Annotated in this window: 13 protein-coding genes; 1 reads left to right on the forward strand and 12 read right to left on the reverse strand. The window is 58.3% G+C overall.

Going from position 1 to position 15,183, the window contains the following annotated elements:
- Positions 1–20 precede the first annotated feature (20 nt).
- The 5 genes from ABNF92_RS05610 to cysM form a co-directional block, all read right to left on the reverse strand.
- On the reverse strand, positions 21–365 hold the full coding sequence (locus ABNF92_RS05610) for a hypothetical protein (RefSeq protein ID WP_008176163.1): 345 nt from the start codon (positions 363–365) through the stop codon (positions 21–23).
- 136 nt (positions 366–501) lie between these two features.
- Positions 502–1,359 (reverse strand): nucleoside triphosphate pyrophosphohydrolase, encoded by an 858-nt coding sequence (gene mazG, locus ABNF92_RS05615; protein ID WP_136629318.1) that lies wholly within the window; start codon positions 1,357–1,359, stop codon positions 502–504.
- Positions 1,356–3,593, reverse strand: coding sequence for a GTP diphosphokinase (relA, locus tag ABNF92_RS05620; protein WP_349343698.1), 2,238 nt, complete (start codon positions 3,591–3,593; stop codon positions 1,356–1,358). Before relA ends, mazG begins: the two co-directional genes overlap by 4 nt.
- 57 nt (positions 3,594–3,650) lie before the next feature.
- On the reverse strand, positions 3,651–5,000 hold the full coding sequence (gene rlmD, locus ABNF92_RS05625; protein ID WP_349343699.1) for a 23S rRNA (uracil(1939)-C(5))-methyltransferase RlmD: 1,350 nt from the start codon (positions 4,998–5,000) through the stop codon (positions 3,651–3,653).
- Positions 5,001–5,026: 26 nt separating this feature from the next.
- Complete coding sequence (gene cysM / locus ABNF92_RS05630; RefSeq protein WP_069184125.1) at positions 5,027–5,920, reverse strand: cysteine synthase CysM; 894 nt, start codon at positions 5,918–5,920, stop codon at positions 5,027–5,029.
- Positions 5,921–6,145: 225 nt separating this feature from the next.
- Here cysM and ABNF92_RS05635 point away from each other — a divergent pair, with 225 nt between their 5' ends.
- Positions 6,146–9,019: an ATP-binding protein gene (locus ABNF92_RS05635; RefSeq protein WP_136629320.1), complete on the forward strand. Its 2,874-nt coding sequence runs from the start codon at positions 6,146–6,148 to the stop codon at positions 9,017–9,019.
- 12 nt (positions 9,020–9,031) lie between these two features.
- On the opposite strand, the gene pdxJ is transcribed toward ABNF92_RS05635, so the two are convergent.
- From pdxJ to lepA, 7 genes are read right to left on the reverse strand one after another with little or no spacing between them, the layout of a single operon-like run.
- Positions 9,032–9,772 carry a pyridoxine 5'-phosphate synthase gene (gene pdxJ, locus ABNF92_RS05640; RefSeq protein ID WP_153634525.1) on the reverse strand — a complete coding sequence of 247 codons (741 nt, stop codon included), beginning with the start codon at positions 9,770–9,772 and terminating at the stop codon, positions 9,032–9,034.
- Positions 9,762–10,490: a DNA repair protein RecO gene (recO, locus tag ABNF92_RS05645; RefSeq protein WP_136629321.1), complete on the reverse strand. Its 729-nt coding sequence runs from the start codon at positions 10,488–10,490 to the stop codon at positions 9,762–9,764. Before recO ends, pdxJ begins: the two co-directional genes overlap by 11 nt.
- A 7-nt stretch (positions 10,491–10,497) precedes the next feature.
- Complete coding sequence (gene era, locus ABNF92_RS05650) at positions 10,498–11,415, reverse strand: GTPase Era (RefSeq protein WP_349343700.1); 918 nt, start codon at positions 11,413–11,415, stop codon at positions 10,498–10,500.
- A complete protein-coding gene (gene rnc / locus ABNF92_RS05655; RefSeq protein WP_349343701.1) occupies positions 11,415–12,104 on the reverse strand; it encodes a ribonuclease III in 690 nt (229 codons plus the stop codon). The genes era and rnc overlap by 1 nt, the downstream gene beginning before the upstream one ends.
- Positions 12,101–12,490: a DUF4845 domain-containing protein gene (locus ABNF92_RS05660; protein ID WP_349343702.1), complete on the reverse strand. Its 390-nt coding sequence runs from the start codon at positions 12,488–12,490 to the stop codon at positions 12,101–12,103. Before ABNF92_RS05660 ends, rnc begins: the two co-directional genes overlap by 4 nt.
- 26 nt (positions 12,491–12,516) lie before the next feature.
- Positions 12,517–13,323, reverse strand: a complete 807-nt coding sequence (lepB, locus tag ABNF92_RS05665) for a signal peptidase I (RefSeq protein ID WP_069184118.1) — start codon at positions 13,321–13,323, stop codon at positions 12,517–12,519.
- 12 nt (positions 13,324–13,335) lie between these two features.
- Positions 13,336–15,138: a translation elongation factor 4 gene (gene lepA / locus ABNF92_RS05670; RefSeq protein WP_069184275.1), complete on the reverse strand. Its 1,803-nt coding sequence runs from the start codon at positions 15,136–15,138 to the stop codon at positions 13,336–13,338.
- Between the last annotated feature and the right edge of the window lie 45 nt (positions 15,139–15,183).

Genomic DNA, 15,183 nt, shown 5'->3' on the forward strand with positions numbered 1-15,183 from the left:
CAGCGTTAGCTGCCCTTTCGTCAGGCCACTGACTCGAGCTGGCGAGCCTTGAGGCGCTGGATGTGCTTCTGGCTCAGGCTGACGAATTTCGGGGTGAGACCCTGGTCCTCATAGATCTCGAAGCCGTCCTCGTCATACGCCACCACCTTGGTGCCCTGGACATACGGAAAGCTGGTCTCCATTTCATCCAGTGCTGCAGAAATCAGATCCCGCATCAGATCCTGAGGTGACTTCATCGGATAAAGCGCTGCGAGCTTTTCGAGGCGCTTGTGATGCTGGTCAGACAACGCCATGAAATAGGCGTCTCGGGTAAGCCGACCACGTGCATGCTTGTCCCAGTAATTGACCAGATCTTTGATTTTCATGGTGCCTTCACTCCTGCATCTTATTGATGGCGCACGGCGCACGAAAACTGTGCGTCCGTTTCCGGAAGTGTAGACGAAGCCGTCGGTCCGGGGGCGAGAAAATTGGTAACGGATTGTACTTACCGATCCGCCCTGTTCAGCCCTCTCTTCCTCCCCGCTCCACGCCTTTGACCGCCTGCCAGACGGCATCCAGCGCCTCCAGTGATTCTTCGTCCATGTCGCGGCCCTCACGCTCAAGCACTTTTTCAATGGCCCGGAACCGGGCATCGAACTTGTGATTGGTCCGATTGAGAGCCTGCTCGGGATTAACCTTCATGAACCGTGCCAGGTTCACACAGACAAACAGGAGATCGCCCAGCTCATCCTCAACGGCGTCCGGATCACCAGCGCCGGTTTGCGCCGCTTCCCAGGCCTCCTTGAGCTCGTCAATTTCCTCATGGAGCTTGTCGAACACGGGGGCGATATCCGGCCAGTCAAAGCCGTGGCGCGCCGCCCGTTTCTGGAGCTTTTCGGCCCGTGCCATGGCCGGCAGGGTGCGGGCAATGCCGTCAAGCCGGCTTTCCGGTGCGCCGGCATCCGGTGCCGGCTTCAGTGTCCGCTCCTCGGCCTTGATACGTTCCCAACTTTCCTTGATCCACGCCTCATCCGGCCGGTTATCCGGATCGATTCGACTGTCCAGGGTTCCTTCCGGAAAAACATGTGGATGCCGGCGCACCAGTTTGCGCACCAGATGATCGACAACGCCGTCGAAGTCGAAATGCCCGTCTTCCCGTCCGATCTGAGCATAGAAAATCACCTGGAACAGCAGATCTCCCAGCTCGTCTTTCAGATGCGGGTAATCCTCACGTTCGATGGCATCGGCAACTTCGTAGGCTTCCTCCAGCGTGTGAGGCACGATGGACTTGTAAGATTGCTTCGTATCCCATGGACAGCCGGTATCCGGATCCCGTAGCCGGGCCATCAGATATTTCAGATCCTCGATGGTATAGCTCATCCGCGTTTACGCCTTACATCAATGATATTGGGCAGGTTGCGAATCTGTGCCAGCAATCGGGCCAGCTGCTCCAGACTGGAGATCTCCACGGTCACCGTCATGGTAGCCGTGTTCTCATCCTTGTTACTCAGGGTATTGAGCGACAGTACATCACTCTTCGAAGCCGACAGCACCTGGGTTATATCCCGCAGCAACCCGGACCGGTCATAGGCCTCGATTTCGATATCAACCGGATAAACCGCTGCCTGCCGGCCACCCCAACTCACCTCAATGATCCGATTGGGCTCAAACTCTCGCAGATTCAGAAATGTGAGGCAGTCCTGACGATGCACCGTCACGCCCCGACCGACCGTGATGTAGCCACCAATCGCATCTCCCGGCAGGGGTTTGCAGCATTTCGCCACCTGGGTCTTGAGCTTGCCGACGCCCAGGATCTGGATATCCGATTCCGTATCGTAAGGTTTGCGGCGCTGGGTGCCGAGCTTCAGATCCAGCTGTTCAGATTTGGGCTCCAGCATCTGCTGGGCCACATTGGCAACATGAGTCGGACGAAGATCGCCAGCACCTGTCGCAGCAAACATGTCCTCGGCACTGTGATAATTGACCTTCTTCGCGAGCTCGCCAAGATCCACGTCGTACAGGGACAGCCGCTTGAATTCGTCCTCGAGAATGGCACGGCCATCAACGATATTGCGGCCCCGATCCTGCTGCTTGAACCAGTGGGTAACCTTGGCTCTTGCCCGGGAGGTCTGGATGTAACCCAGGCTCGGATTCAGCCAGTCGCGGCTGGGAGCTGGGTTGTTGGAGGTCAGGATGAACACCTGGTCGCCGGTTTTCAGTGGATAGGTCAGCGGCACGATCCGGCTGTTCACCCTGGCGCCACGGCAGGCATGACCAATCTCGGTATGCACCCGATAAGCAAAGTCCACCGGCGTTGCCCCCTGGGGCAGATCCACCACATGGCCCTCGGGCGTGAAAACATACACCCTGTCTGAGGCCACATCGGATTTCAGGTGGTCGGCCAGCCCGGACAGGTCGCCCAGCTCTTCCTGCCACTCCAGCACCTGGCGCAGCCAGTTGATCTTGGCATCGTAACCGGTGGACTTGTTGCTCTTGTCCATCCCCTTGTACAACCAGTGCGCACAGACGCCCAGTTCCGCCTCCTCATGCATCTTGTGGGTACGAATCTGCACTTCCATAACCTTGCCCTCCGGCCCGATCACCGCTGTGTGCAAGGACTGGTAACCGTTTTCCTTGGGGTTGGCTATGTAATCATCGAATTCGTTCGGAATATGGCGCCACAGAGTGTGGACAATACCCAGGGCGGCGTAACAGTCGCGCACTTCCGGAACAAGAATACGCACGGCGCGAACATCGTAGACCTGGGAGAAATCGATGCCCTTGCGCCGCATTTTCCGCCAGATGCTGTAGATGTGCTTGGCGCGGCCGGACAGCTCACCCTCAATGCCATAGGCTTTCAGTTCGGTCTGCAGAGTCGCAATGACGCGCTTGATGTAGCTATCACGGTCCAGGCGCTTCTCGTCGAGCAGCTTGGCGATCTTTTTGTAGGCGGACTCATGCAGGTAGCGGAAGGACAGGTCCTCCAACTCCCATTTTATATGACCGATACCAAGACGATGGGCCAGCGGCGCATAGATATCGAACACTTCCCGGGCCACACGCATGCGCTTTTCTTCCGGAGCGTCCTTAACGGCCCGAATGGCGCAGGTCCGCTCGGCCAGTTTGATCAGGGCAACCCGGACGTCGTCAATCATGGTGACGAGCATCTTGCGGACGTTGTCCAACTGCCCCTCACTCTGCCCGAGGACGTTCCCTTTCAGCGGGTGATGGATGGATGAAATCGCCGCCATCTGCTGCACGCCGTTGATCAGGCCCGCCACCTCGTCGCCAAATTCCTTGCGGATGGTTTCCAGTGGAACACGCTCTTCGCGTACCGCCCGGTAAAGAATCGCTGCTACCAGGCTGGCCTGGTCCAGGTGCAGCTCTGCCAGCACCTGGGCCATTTCAATGCCGATCCGGAAGCTACTGGAACCGGGGGCCCACTGACGGTCCTGCCGGAAGGCCTGAAGGTCAATCTCGGCCGCTTTTTCGCAGGCCTGCCGGAACTGATCGGGGTCTTCCAGGTGTGTCTGCGAGGCGATCTGCTGTACCCAGCCCTCGATGTCCACCTGGCCATCGCCCGTCATTGCGTAGTCTTCGCGAACTTTTACCATATCAGTCTTGTTGTTCCTGATGGTTTACGCAGCCATCCCTGGCTGCCCACAACATTGTCAGCCGGAATCCCGCTCAAACAACGCGATGGATTCCACGTGGGTGGTGTGGGGAAACATGTCCATCACACCCGCGCGCACCAGACGGTAGCCGTTGCGCACCATAACGCCTGCATCCCGCGCGAGGGTCGCCGGGTTACAGGAGACGTAGACGATCCGTCGCGCCCCGAAGGCGGTGAGGTACTTGCAGATTTCCTCGGCACCGGAGCGGGGGGGGTCAATCAGAATCTTGTCGAACCCTTCCTTCGCCCAACTCTGGCCGGTGAAATCCCCGTGCAGATCCGCACCGTGGAAATCGACATTGTCCAGACCATTCAGTTCCGCATTCTCCCGGCCGCGCACGACCATGGTCTCGTCGCCTTCCACGCCAACGACCTGCCCTCCTCTTCGGGCCAGAGGCAACGTGAAGTTGCCCAGACCACAGAAGAGATCCAGCACACGATCTCCCGGCTGGACATCCAGCCACTCCACGGCCCTGTGTACCATCGCGCGGTTAATGCCTGCATTGACCTGGGTAAAGTCCATGGGATGAAATTTCATGGTCAGGTCGAATTCATCCAGCCGGTAACTCAACCGTTCGTCATCCGGACCCGAGGATTCGGGCCAGATCCGATGCACGGTGTCAGGCCCCTTGGGCTGCAGGTAGATATGCAAGTCGTGGGCCTGACCAAAGGCGATAAGCTTTTCCCGGTCACCGTCCGACAGATCATCCATGTTCCGGAACACCATCACGGCCACATCGTCACCACAGGCAACTTCTACCTGGGCAATCCGGCTATACGCGTCCAGATCATGCAGCATGTTGCGCAGGGGCAATATGCGCTCACCAATTCTGGGGTCCAGCACCGCGCAACGATCAATGTCGGTCAGGAAACTGTTGCGCTTTTCCCGGAAGCCGACCAGAACCGACTCCCTGGCCTTGACGTAACGAACGCCCAAACGAGCCTTGCGACGATAGCCAAGACTCTCCTCGGAACGCAGCGGCTCAATCCACTCCTCGGGCTCAATGCCCCCAAAATGGGCAAAATGCTCCCGCAGGGTGTTCTCCTTGAACGCGATCTGGGCATCGCCACTCATATGCTGGAGGCTGCAGCCACCGCACAGGTCGGCAAACTCGCAGGGTGGCGTCTGGCGGTCCGGCGCGGCTTCCAGAACCTCTTCAGTGCGCAACTCGTCGAACTTGCTACGGCTGGACACCACTTTCGCCATGACCGTTTCGCCCGGCAGGGCTCCATCCACAAACTGCGTTTTGCCGTCCTGACGGGCAATACCCCGGCCGTCGTGGCTCAGGGTTTCAATCTCACAGCGCACGGGCTCTTTCGGAAGAACCTTCCTGCGTCGTCTGCTCATACTCGGGTCTCTTGGTAAAGTCGTGTTCAGGCGCCGGGGAACACACCGGTGGAAAGATAGCGGTCGCCGCGGTCACAGATAATGGCCACGATGATGGCGTTTTCAACCTGCTCAGAGAGTTTGAGAGCCGCCGCGATCGAACCACCGGAAGAAACACCACAGAAGATGCCTTCCTCGGAAGCCAGGGCTCGCATGGTGTTCTCGGCTTCTTCCTGGCCAATATCAAGAACCTCGTCCACCCGTGCGGCATCATAGATTTTGGGCAGGTAGGCCTCTGGCCAGCGCCGGATCCCGGGTATGGCCGCGCCTTCTTTGGGCTGAAGCCCGATAATCTGGATATCCGGGTTGCGCTCCTTCAGGTAACGGGACACGCCCATGATGGTGCCGGTGGTTCCCATGGAGCTGACAAAATGGGTGACACGGCCACCGGTCTGTTCCCAAATCTCGGGACCGGTGGTGCGGTAGTGCGCCAGCGGGTTGTCCTGGTTGCTGAACTGATCCAGCACCCTGCCCTTGCCCTCTGCCTGCATCTTGAGCGCCAGGTCACGGGCCGTCTCCATCCCCTCTTCCTTGGTGACCGTGACAATCTCCGCACCATAGGCGCGCATGGACGCCCGGCGCTCCTCACTCATGTTCGCGGGCATAATCAGTACCATGCGGTAACCCTTGATCGCAGCCGCCATGGCAAGGGCAATGCCGGTGTTACCGCTGGTTGCCTCGATCAGGGTGTCACCCGGTTTTATGTCGCCCCGGCGCTCAGCCTCCTGGATCATGCTGATGGCCGGACGATCCTTCACCGAGCCGGCCGGATTGTTACCCTCCAGCTTGGCCAGAATCACGTTACTGGTCTCACCGGGGAGACGCTGCAGGCGAACCAGAGGGGTGTGCCCGACATAATCTTCAATGGTGGGAAAATGCATATGATAACCCTGTGGTACACTTTTGGCTTCGCATGATACGCGTTATCGCCCCGGTCTCCCAATACAGCTTCTCGCTATATCCATGACCGGCGGCTATATCCGATGCGGGATTTTCCGGTACCGCCGGGACTGATACCACAGTTATCCCGTTCCGGATCAGCTATTCTTAACACGGACGTTTTCCGCCCTGCGGTGCGGACAAAAGCAATAATTCAGGAACACGGTATGCGACGTTGGGGCATTCGCAAGAAAGTTTTGGTGGTCACGCTGGTTCCCACCCTGCTGACCACCCTGATGCTGGGGCTTTTCTTCACCTACAGCTGGGTCAACAATATCGAGAGCCTTCTGAAGGACCGGGGCGAATCTCTCTCCCGCCAGCTCGCCGCTGGTTCCGAATATGGCCTGTTTACCGCAAACCGTAGCCTCCTGAGCAGCCTCTCCAATGCGCTCCTGGAAGAGCAGGACGTGCGCTCCATTACCTTCTTCGGTAGCGACGGCTCGCGCCTGCTTCACACCGGGCCGGGAAGCTCGGAGACTGTCAGGTCGGAGGAACTTACCGCCGAGCACGCAACCCGGATTTCCCGGGAAAACAGCACCCGGTTTATCACCCCCGTCTTTCTTCAGGATCTGATGATCGAGAGCATGCTCGACCCGGATGCCCGCCAGTCCATGTCGAATCTGCGGGAGCCTCTGGGCTGGGTGGTTGTGGAAATGTCACACATCCGCACCGAAAAAGAGACCTACAAGGCCCTGCTGATCTCCCTGCTGCTCATTATCGGCGGCGTTATTCTCAGCATGGCCATTGCACTGCGCCTGAGCCGCGCGTTCACCAACCCGGTATTTGAACTGAACGAGGCGGTGGCCAAACTCAAGGAAGGCAAGCTGGATACCCGCGTATACACCGGCGCCGGCCCCGAGTTTGAACAACTGGAGTCCGGCCTCAATGCCATGGCTGAAGAGCTGAGCAAGGCCCAGGCAGAAATGCAGCAGAACATCGACCAGGCCACCGAAGACCTGCGGGAAACCCTGGAAACCATCGAGATCCAGAACATTGAGCTGGATTTCGCCAGGAAAGAGGCGCTCGAGGCCAGCCGGATAAAATCAGAGTTCCTGGCCAACATGTCCCACGAGATCCGAACCCCGCTGAATGGCATCATCGGTTTCACCGAACTGCTCCTGAAGAGCCCCCTGCCAAGGCAGCAACGGGACCATCTGAGCACCATCAGGAAGTCCTCAGAGATTCTTCTGACCATCATTAACGACATTCTGGATTTCTCGAAGATCGAGGCCGGCAAGCTGATCCTGGACCGGGTGCCTTTCCAGTTGCGGGATATTGTCGAGGAAGTCATGGTCATGCTGGCGCCGGCCGCCCATGCCAAGAATCTGGATCTGGTGCCGCTGGTCTACAACGATGTGCCGGACAACATCATGGGTGACCCTTTGCGCGTCAAACAGGTGATCACCAACCTGGTCAACAACGCCATCAAGTTTACCCAGACCGGCGAGGTGGTCCTGCGGGCAAGCCTGGAAGAGGAAGAAGCGGATACCAACCGTGTAACCCTGCGCCTGAGCATCACGGATTCCGGCGTGGGCCTCTCCCGCGCCCAGCAGCAGTCCCTGTTCAACGCCTTCAGTCAGGCCGATGCTTCCACCGCCAGACAATACGGTGGCACCGGCCTGGGACTGGCCATTTCCAAACGCCTGGTCGAAGAAATGGGAGGCAAGATAGGACTTGAGAGCGAGCTAGGCAAAGGCTCGACCTTCTGGTTCACCCTGACCTCGGAGCTTACCACCAGCGGAGAGGCCATTGCCCCGCGGGATGGTCTGCGTGGGGAACGGGTGATCTACCTGGAACAACAGAAAACCACCGGGCTGGCGGTGGAACACCTGCTGCGGGATTGGGGCATGGTGGTGGACCGGGTGGCCTCACCCGGAGCACTGCAGGAACAGATCGAAGAGGCCCAGAAAAGCCAGGCCGGTTATGCCGTGGCCATTGTCGGCATCACCCGCCACCTGCTCAATTCCAGCCAGTATTGTGGCCTTGTCCGTACCCTGGAGATTGAACGGGATTGCCGGACCCTGTTGCTGACGCCCACGCTGGAAACCCACGACACACCCCTATCGGGGCTTGCCAGCGGCCATCTCACCAAACCGGTGTGCAGGGACTCGCTTTACGATGAGCTTCTGCTACTGGTGCACGGCATCCATTCCGGCGGTCGGGCCCCTGAGTACGAGACTTCCGCCAACCGTGTGACCACTGCCAATGTTCCCAGGGTGCTGGCGGTGGATGACAACGACGCCAACCTGAAACTGGTGATGACCCTGTTGGAAGACTGCCAACTGGAGGCCGAAAGCGCCTCCAGTGGTTTTGAGGCCCTGAGCAAGGCCAGACAGAAGCCCTTCGACCTGGTGTTCATGGATCTGCAGATGCCCGGCATGGACGGAGTGGAAACCACGGCCAGGCTGAGGGAGATGGATACCGGCAATCACCGGACGCCGATCATTGCCCTAACTGCCCATGCCCTGGCCGACGAGCAGGAACGGCTGACCAAGCAAGGTTTCGATGGCTACATGCCAAAACCGATCAGCAGCGGACAGCTGACCGAAATCATCCATGAGTACACTGGTTATATCTGCCCCAAGAACAGTGGCAACGGTCGGCTCCCGGTGCCGGAAGTCCGCGACACGCGCCGGGCCCTGCGGCCGTCAACCCGAAAAATGCAACAGGACTGCGTCAGTGTCGAGGAGAGTATTCAGCTCGCCGCCGGAAAGGCCGACCTCGCCGAAGAACTGTTCAGTATGCTGCTGGAACAGGTCCATGTGGATCGGGCGCGAATACCGGAGCTCTGGACCGGCGAGCATATGGATGAGTTGCTCGAGTGCGTCCACAAACTCCACGGCGCGACCCGCTACTGCGGCGTACCCGAACTGCGGGCCGCGGCCAATCACCTGGAAACGGCGATCAAATGCGCCGCACCGGATCTGGAACACCAGAAAGACCAGTTGCTGTCCGCGATGGAGCGGCTTGAGATCTGGAGTGACCAGACCGACTGGCAACAGCTGTTCCGCGAACGCCGCGAGGCCGCGGAAACCACCTGACAAAACGCCGAATCAGGCCCGGCTCCGGGCCTGATCGATAATGGCCTTCATATCCCGAACCGCCTCTTTCAGACCGGTAAACACCGCGCGGGCGATAATGGCATGGCCAATATTCAATTCGTTGATACCGTGAATCGCCGCCACCCGCTCGGTGTTGTGATAATGCAGACCGTGGCCGGCATTGACGATCAGCCCTTTCTTGCGGGCATAGGCCACCGCATCGGCAATCGTCTTGAACGCAGCGTTCTCAGCCTCTGGCGTCTCCGCTTCGGCATACTCACCGGTGTGCAGCTCCACCACCGGCGCCCCGCAACGCACTGCGGCATCTATCTGGGCCGGGTCCGGGTCAATAAACAATGACACTTCGGAGCCAATGCGGGCCAGACGCTCACAGGCTTTGGCCACGCGGGATTCCTGACCCTCGACATCCAGACCGCCTTCGGTGGTCAATTCCTCACGCTTTTCCGGCACCAGGCAGACACATTCCGGCCGCACCTGCTCGGCGAACGCCAGCATGGCATCGGTAACGGCCATTTCCAGGTTCATCTTGGTCTGGAGCACTTCCTTGAGTAACAGCACATCCCGATCCTGGATATGACGCCGGTCTTCCCTGGGATGGATCGTGATGCCGTCCGCCCCGGCTTCCTCGGCCATCAGTGCTGCCTGCACCGGGTCGGGATACCGGGTTCCCCTCGCCTGGCGGAGGGTGGCTACGTGATCAATGTTGACGCCAAGCAGTACTCTAGGATTCATGGGATTCTCCCCGAAGGTGAGTGAAAAGGCTGCGACTGTTCAGGGGGCGACCCTGCAGAAGATAGTCAATCAGTACCCGCATGACCCGTTTCGCCAACCGCCGGGCGCTGTCCGATTGCAGATCATCGCGGGCCAGATCCAGTAAAACATCACCCGGGAGATTCCGCAGGCGCACACCCGGTGACAGCCCGAAAACAATGCCCTGCTCCGGATCATAACAATACTCCCGGCCGGGCTCGACGGATTGCCCGCTATCAGTGGCGAGGTCCCAGGCGAAGTCGAAGCCCAGGGCGGCGGCAAAGGCCCGTTCGAACCTCCGCAGCACCGGCTCAACATCCGTGGTGTCGGACAGCTGCCGGATGGCATCTATATAGGCTGCAAAGAGGGTCGGATGGGGGTCAGCGGCGGGCAGAACCCGTTGCAACAGTTCATTCAGGTAAAGGCCGCTGTAGAGTGACACTGTCCGACTCAGGGTCGGGCCGGTTCGGACATCTACCTGGGTAAGGGTTTTCAGGTCGCCCCGGCCGGCCCAGTCCACGATCAGGGGCTGAAAAGGTTGTAGCTGGGCTTTCAGGGGGCTTTTGGCGCTGTTCGCGCCCCGGGCGATGACGGTCATCCGGCCATGGTTCAGGGAAAACAGATCCACCATAAGGCTGGTTTCCCGCCAGGGGCGGCGATGAAGGACATAAGCGGGCTCCTGCAGCTCAGGCCCTTTCATAACCGCCTCAGAGGTCGTTCATGCCCAGGCTCTTCAGGGCCCGGTCGCTGTCTGCCCAGCCGCGCTTCACCTTGACCCAGAGTCTGAGCATGATCTTGCTGTCGAACAGTCGCTCCATGTCCGTGCGAGCCTCCTGACCAATCCGACGCATCTGCTCGCCTTTCTCGCCGATGATAATCTTCTTCTGGCCTTCACGCTCAACCAGTATCAGGGCGGAAATGTGCAGGGTCTTGCCCTCCCGCTTGAACTCCTCGATCTCCACGGCAACCGAGTACGGCAACTCAGCTCCCAACTGGCGGGTAATCTTTTCCCGGACAATCTCCGATGCCAGGAAACGTTCACTGCGATCGGTGATCTGATCGTCCGGGTAGAAGTGGATACTCTCAGGCAGGTAGCGCCCGACCGCCTCTTCCAAAGGCTCGAGATTGGTCTCTTTCAGTGCCGAAAGCGGAATGATCTCGGCAAATTCACGCTTTTTCGAGAGCATATCCAGATGCGGTAGCAGGCTTTCCCGCTTTTCGATCTTATCGACCTTGTTTACCGCCAGAATCACCGGGCATTTCAGCCGGCTGAGCTTCTCCAGCACCATCTCATCCGCGGTGGTCCAGGCCAGCTGGTCCACCACGAAAACCACCACATCGACATCAATGAGCGCAGAGGTGGCGGCCTTGTTCATATAACGGTTGATGGCCCGTGGCTCTTCCTCGTGCATGCCCGGTGTGTCCACATAGATCGCCTGGACCGGACCGACGGTCTTGATACCAAGCACCTGATGACGGGTGGTCTGGGGCTTGCGGGAGGTAATGCTCAGTTTCTGCCCGAGGATGTGATTGAGCAGAGTGGACTTCCCGACGTTCGGACGACCGACGATGGCCACGAAACCGCAGCGACTGTCCGGGTTTTCCGGACGGGTGATATCGTTCATTACTGATTCTCCACGCCCAGTTCTTTCAGGGCGTTACGGGCTGCCTGCTGCTCGGCCACCCGGCGGCTGCTACCAGTCCCGGTGGTCTTTCGGTCCAGCGAAGGCAGCGCACAGGATACGTGAAATGTCTGGTTGTGAGCCTCGCCGTCTACGGAAATGACGTCATAGCGTGGCAATGGAAACTGGCGGGACTGGAGATATTCCTGCAAACGGGTCTTGGGATCTTTCTGGGTATCCTGGAGATCAAGCTTCTCCAACCGGTGTTCAAACCAACGCAGGACCTGCTCCCGGCAGGTGTGAAAATCGCTGTCCAGATAGATGGCGCCGATAATCGATTCCACGGCATCGGCCAGGATGGATTCCCGACGGTAGCCTCCGCTTTTCAACTCTCCGGAGCCCAGCCGGAGGTAACCTCCAAGCTGGAATTCCCGGCCAATCTCAGCCAGGGTAACGCCCTTTACCATGCGGGCCCGCAGGCGGCTCAGCTGGCCTTCTCGGGCTTTTTCGAAGTGCAGAAACAGATACTCGGCAATCACCATGTTCACGATGGAGTCGCCGAGAAATTCCAGACGCTCGTTATTCTGGTTTCCGTAGCTCCGGTGAGTAAGTGCCAGCAGAAGTCGCTCCGGCGATCTGAACTGATAGCCGATGCGTCGCTGTAACTGATCCAGGTCCAGTTGTGAACTCACTTGCCCTTCATCTCATAGGTGTGTTTGAAGTGAACCACCGTATCCACATTGCTGAACAGGTTGTTACGCACTTCGTAATCAACGTTGATGACGACCAGGTCGCCATCCTTATCGACTAAAATGTTCTTGGCATCAAAGCCCCGGACATTGTTCACACTGAGCCGCTTGTTAATCAGTGTGCGAACCTGGGCTGGCCCCATCTGAGAGAGGCCTTCTGTGCCATCCAGGCTTTCCAGCGCTTCCTGAATGGTGATGTCATCAAGGTAGGCGGGACCCAGCTTGATCACCAGCGTCAGCAAGCCACCAAAAAACAGCACCATAACCATCATGGTCAATGCCGAGGCTCCCCGCTGACGGCCCATGCCGGAAAGATTGTTTTTCTGCATTATGACTGCGCTCCAGATAGTCCGAATTACTCGATTCCGCCTACACGATCAAAGGATGGCAGACTGGTTAGGGATTTCCAGTGCATCCAGATAGCGAAGGCCTTGCCCACCACCAGCTCGTCCGGGACCGTGCCCCAGTAGCGGCTGTCATTACTGTTGTCGCGATTGTCACCCATGACAAAGTAATGGCCTTCGGGCACCACCCACTCGCCCTCACCACTGCCACCGGGCCGGCCCATGGTCAGGAAAATGTCGTGTTCGACTTCACCCAGGTCCTCACGACGCAGCTCCATCGGCGGGAGTCTGGCGATAAATCGGGTTTCGACCTTCTCCCCGTTGATGTACAGCTGCTTGTCACGATAGCGAACATGATCGCCGGGCAGGCCAATCACTCGTTTGATGTAGTTGGTCTGGCCATCTTCCGGATAGCGGAACACCATGACATCGCCGCGTTGGGGATCGCCGACGGGAACCACTTTGGTTCCGGCAACAGGCAGCCTTAAGCCGTAGGCGTATTTGTTCACCAGAATGAAGTCGCCCACCTCAAGGGTTGGCAGCATGGATCCCGATGGAATCTGGAAGGGCTCCACCAGGAAGGAGCGCAGCACCAAGACAATCGCCAGTACCGGAAAAAACGATCGGCTCAGGTCGACCAGGTAGGGCTCTTTCGGCTCCTCCGATTCCTCCGATGAGCCCTCACCGACCTCTCCGGAAGCACCACTGGCACGGTAGGCAGCAAGCCGGCGCTCACGAAGAAACAGCTTGTCCGCCAGCCAGATCAGACCTGTCGCAAAGGTCAGCACCACCAGTACCAGGGGAAAATCAATATCCATCCGGGAAGCCTTTTATTTATCTACTTTCAATACGGCAAGAAACGCTTCCTGAGGCACCTCGACATTACCCAGCTGCTTCATACGCTTTTTACCTTCTTTCTGCTTCTGCAGCAGTTTCTTCTTCCGGCTGACGTCACCACCGTAACACTTGGCGGTTACGTTCTTGCGCAGCGCCTTGACCGTGACCCGCGACACCACCTGGTTGCCGATGGCGGCCTGAATGGCAATATCGAACATCTGCCGAGGAATCAGTTCCTTCATCTTTTCGATCAGCTGCCGACCTTTGTGATGAGCCTGTTCTTTGTGCACGATCAGGGCAAGGGCATCAACTCGTTCGCCATTGATCAGTACATCCAGCCGCACCAGGTTGGCGGTCTGGAATCGGGTAAAGTGATAGTCCAGTGATGCAAAGCCGCGGCTGGCCGACTTGATCCGGTCGAAGAAGTCCATCACCACCTCGGCCATGGGCAGCTCATAGGTAAGCTGAACCTGGGTGGTCATGAAGTGCATGTTCTTCTGAACGCCACGCTTTTCCTCGCACAGGGCGATGACGTTGCCGATATGTTCCTGGGGCACCAGGATATTCGCTTCCACAATCGGCTCACGCATTTCCTCAATGGAACCAATATCCGGAAGCCGCGACGGGTTGTCTACCGACAGAGTCTCACCCTGCTTGGTAACCACCTCATAGATCACCGTTGGTGCGGTGGTAATCAGGTCGATGTCGTATTCCCGCTCCAGCCGCTCCTGGATAATCTCCATGTGCAGCATGCCCAGGAAACCACAGCGGAAACCGAAACCGAGGGCATCGGAGTTTTCCGGCTCGAAAAACAGGGAGGCATCGTTCAGGGTGAGCTTTTCCAGGGCATCCCGGAAATCGTTGTAGTCGTCGGCACTGACCGGGAACAGCCCGGCATAAACCTGGGGTTTGACCTTCTTGAACCCGGGAAGCATGGGGGTCTGTTCGGCAAACTTCTGATGCACGATGGTGTCACCCACCGGCGCACCGTGGATATCCTTGATACCGGCCACGACAAAGCCAACGTCACCGGATTCAAGTACGTCAGTGTCTTTCGGCTTGGGATTGAATATACCGACCTTGTCGGCGTTCCAGGCCTTGCCGGTAGACTTGATAACGATCTTGTCACCCTTTTTCAGGGTACCCTCGGTCACCCGCACCAGAGATACCACACCGAGATAGTTGTCGAACCAGGAATCGATGATCAGAGCCTGCAGCGGCGCATCGCGGTCACCCTTGGGCGGCGGGATCTTCTTGATCAAATCCTCAAGCACGTCTTCAACACCCATGCCGCTCTTGGCGCTGCAGCGGACCGCATCAGAGGCTTCGATACCGATGATATCCTCGATTTCCGCCGCTACCCGCTCCGGCTCGGCCTGGGGCAGATCCATCTTGTTCAGAACCGGCACCACTTCCAGCCCCTGCTCAATGGCGGTATAGCAGTTGGCCACGGACTGGGCCTCGACGCCTTGCCCGGCATCCACCACCAGCAGGGCCCCTTCGCAGGCATAGAGCGAGCGTGATACCTCGTAGGAAAAATCCACATGGCCCGGGGTGTCGATGAAGTTCAGTTTGTATTCCTGACCGTCACGGGCTTTGTAATTCAGAGTGACACTCTGGGCCTTGATGGTAATCCCCCGCTCCCGCTCAAGATCCATGGAATCCAGGACCTGCTCGGCCATTTCACGGTCGGTCAGGCCGCCGCAAACCTGGATAAAGCGGTCTGCCAGCGTGGATTTGCCATGGTCGATGTGGGCGATGATGGAAAAGTTACGGATTCGGCTCAGTTCAGTCACAGACAATGAATACTCAGTTAAGACGAAGGATTGAGCCCGGAGAGG

Source organism: Marinobacter sp. MMG032 (genome assembly GCF_040112695.1).
Taxonomy (GTDB): Bacteria; Pseudomonadota; Gammaproteobacteria; order Pseudomonadales; family Oleiphilaceae; genus Marinobacter; species Marinobacter salsuginis.

What these genes read in the sequence shown, in the direction of transcription:
- ABNF92_RS05610 (WP_008176163.1), bottom strand. Translation starts at nt 365, where the DNA reads ATGAAAATCAAAGATCTGGTCAATTACTGGGACAAGCATGCACGTGGT.
- mazG (WP_136629318.1), bottom strand. Translation starts at nt 1,359, where the DNA reads ATGAGCTATACCATCGAGGATCTGAAATATCTGATGGCCCGGCTACGG.
- relA (WP_349343698.1), bottom strand. Translation starts at nt 3,593, where the DNA reads ATGGTAAAAGTTCGCGAAGACTACGCAATGACGGGCGATGGCCAGGTG.
- rlmD (WP_349343699.1), bottom strand. Translation starts at nt 5,000, where the DNA reads ATGAGCAGACGACGCAGGAAGGTTCTTCCGAAAGAGCCCGTGCGCTGT.
- cysM (WP_069184125.1), bottom strand. Translation starts at nt 5,920, where the DNA reads ATGCATTTTCCCACCATTGAAGATTATGTCGGGCACACCCCTCTGGTT.
- ABNF92_RS05635 (WP_136629320.1), top strand. Translation starts at nt 6,146, where the DNA reads ATGCGACGTTGGGGCATTCGCAAGAAAGTTTTGGTGGTCACGCTGGTT.
- pdxJ (WP_153634525.1), bottom strand. Translation starts at nt 9,772, where the DNA reads ATGAATCCTAGAGTACTGCTTGGCGTCAACATTGATCACGTAGCCACC.
- recO (WP_136629321.1), bottom strand. Translation starts at nt 10,490, where the DNA reads ATGAAAGGGCCTGAGCTGCAGGAGCCCGCTTATGTCCTTCATCGCCGC.
- era (WP_349343700.1), bottom strand. Translation starts at nt 11,415, where the DNA reads ATGAACGATATCACCCGTCCGGAAAACCCGGACAGTCGCTGCGGTTTC.
- ABNF92_RS05660 (WP_349343702.1), bottom strand. Translation starts at nt 12,490, where the DNA reads ATGCAGAAAAACAATCTTTCCGGCATGGGCCGTCAGCGGGGAGCCTCG.
- lepB (WP_069184118.1), bottom strand. Translation starts at nt 13,323, where the DNA reads ATGGATATTGATTTTCCCCTGGTACTGGTGGTGCTGACCTTTGCGACA.